Origin of the sequence: Sulfuricurvum sp., assembly GCF_049305995.1 — a bacterium.
Lineage (GTDB): Bacteria > Campylobacterota > Campylobacteria > Campylobacterales > Sulfurimonadaceae > Sulfuricurvum.
In genome coordinates, this window is sequence record NZ_JBAQPS010000080.1 from 1 (window position 1) to 2477 (window position 2477).

The following is a 2477-nucleotide window of genomic DNA, read 5'->3' on the forward strand; positions in this document are numbered from 1 at the left end:
GTGATAGTGTTTGTGATCTTCATGATTCCAGACGTAGCTTGGAAAATTTCGATGTATTATCTATCTGAAAAAAACAAATATGAAAAAATAATTACAAATGAAATCAAAGATTATGAAAAAAAATATAATTCACAGTTTTATCTTATAGATGTAAAAAAAGAAAACCTAACAACTGAAGAAAAAGAAAGAAGAAAAATAACTATTGATGTAAATAATAGAGATTTTTGTGCAACAGTATACAAATATTCAAAGCTGATGTCTTATTTTAAACAAAATGAAAATACAATGAAAACACTTGCTACCATTCTTCCGCTTCTTTTTGCTTCAATCATGGTTGGAGGTCTTTTATCTTACAGATTTTTAATTCAAAAAGCTCATGAGTTAAATATCAAAAAATATGATTTTATTCTAGAAATTGAAAAATTAAAGTATTCAAAAAATTCTATACCTGTTACTATCGATCCTTCATAATCTAATGTTAAGCACTAAATATCGTATCAAGCCCTGATAAAGTAATCAGGTATTCAATCTTCATTTTTTAACAAAACTGTATTTACCCACAAGGGGCACAATGCCCGCCTTCGCGGGAATGACGAAATAAATACCTAATCTCTATTCTCACTTGTTTTAAAACCCAATCTCCCTCTACAGATTTTACATCAAGGACTGTTCTATTCCCTCAAAAATTCCAATTCATCCACACTCATCGTCGGACTGAACTCGGTGATCTCATATTCTGCCACATGATGACGATAAAACGGATCGAGGGTGATAATGGTTTCGATCTCTTCACGTGTTGTACCACGTGCTAAAATCACCCCTCCTGTGCGGGGAACTTTACGCCCCGATGCTAGAAAATGGTCTAAAGTGTACTGCTCTTTGAGATAGGTGACGTGCTCTTCTAATAGTGCATCAACCTCTTCGAGTGGTTTTATGTAGGTAAGTGAGATAATAAACATTTTGACCCCCTTTTATCTTGGTGAATTTTAGTTCAATAGCTCATCAAAAACAATCCAAATCTTGCTCTAATACCATCACAAATGAGCAATTTTTGGATTGCAACCGATATTCGTAACCGCTAAACTTTTACGAACCATCCAATAAGGGGAGACCATGAGTTTTATACACGAAGAGGATTTATCGGTTGCAGATACGGAAGTGTTCGCCATTATACAAAATGAGTTTGAGCGACAATCAACCCATTTGGAAATGATTGCCAGTGAGAACTTTACCTCTCCTGCCGTTATGGAGGCGATGGGGAGTATATTTACCAACAAATACGCGGAGGGGTATCCGAACAAACGATATTACGGCGGATGTCAATTTGCCGATCAGGTAGAGCAACTGGCTAAAGACCGACTCTGTAAAATTTTCGGATGTCACTATGCAAATGTACAGCCCCATTCAGGAAGTCAAGCCAATGGAGCGGTTTATGCCGCGTTATTGCAAGCAGGCGATAAGATATTAGGGATGGATTTACGTCATGGCGGACATTTGACGCATGGTGCAAAACCCAACTTTTCGGGGAAAAATTACCACTCCTTTACCTATGGTGTGGAAGCAGATGGAAGAATGGATTATGAAAAGATAGCTCAGATCGCGGAAATTGTAAAACCTAAAATCATCGTATGCGGTGCAAGTGCCTATACGCGAGAAATTGATTTTAAAAAGTTCCGAACCATAGCGGAGCGTGTTGGTGCGATACTCTTTGCCGATATTGCCCATATTGCGGGATTGGTCGCGGCGGGGGAGCATATGAGCCCATTTCCCTACGCCGATGTCGTCACTTCGACAACCCATAAAACACTCAGAGGTCCTCGTGGCGGGGTGATTATGACCAATAACGAAGAGATAGCCAAAAAAATCGACAGTGCTATTTTCCCCGGAATACAAGGTGGTCCTCTGGTGCATGTCATCGCCGCAAAAGCGGTGGCGTTTGGAGAGGTTTTACACCCCTCATGGAAAGAGTATGCCAAAGCGGTTAAAAGCAACGCAAAACTTTTAGGGGAGATTATGAACCAAAGAGGGTATCAGCTCATCAGCGGAGGAACCGATAACCATATGGTTCTCGTATCGTTGATGGACAAAGAGTTTTCAGGTGAAGAGGCAAGTGTGGCGTTGGAAAATGCCGGTATCACCGTCAACAAAAATTCGATCCCCTCCGATCCCCGCCCCGCTTCGTCTACCTCAGGTATACGCATAGGAAGTGCCGCATTAACGACATTGGGAATGAAAGAAAAAGAGTTTACTCTGATCGCGCATAGAATCTGCGATGTTTTAGATGACATACAAAACATTCCTCTTCAAATGGAGATTAAAGCGGAGCTCAAAACTCTTTTGAAGGGTTTTAGAGTCTATAATTATGCAACCTATTAAAGGCGATTCATGCAAGAGCTCGAAATATTAAACCAAAATTATCATCTCATTGCCAAAGCCATCACCTATATCGACACCCATTTCAAAGATCAGCCATCCAT

Annotated in this window: 3 protein-coding genes; 2 read left to right on the forward strand and 1 reads right to left on the reverse strand. The window is 39.8% G+C overall.

Features of this window, described 5'->3' with window-relative positions:
* Positions 1 to 471 (forward strand): hypothetical protein (locus tag WA010_RS02725; protein ID WP_422555644.1); only part of this gene is annotated, 471 nt, incomplete at its 5' end.
* Positions 472 to 671: 200 nt separating this feature from the next.
* Here WA010_RS02725 and WA010_RS02730 read toward each other — a convergent pair.
* Complete coding sequence (locus tag WA010_RS02730) at positions 672 to 959, reverse strand: YciI family protein (protein WP_422555645.1); 288 nt, start codon at positions 957 to 959, stop codon at positions 672 to 674.
* 154 nt (positions 960 to 1113) lie between these two features.
* Here WA010_RS02730 and WA010_RS02735 point away from each other — a divergent pair, with 154 nt between their 5' ends.
* Positions 1114 to 2376, forward strand: a complete 1263-nt coding sequence (locus WA010_RS02735) for a serine hydroxymethyltransferase (protein ID WP_422555646.1) — start codon at positions 1114 to 1116, stop codon at positions 2374 to 2376.
* Positions 2377 to 2477: the final 101 nt, after the last annotated feature.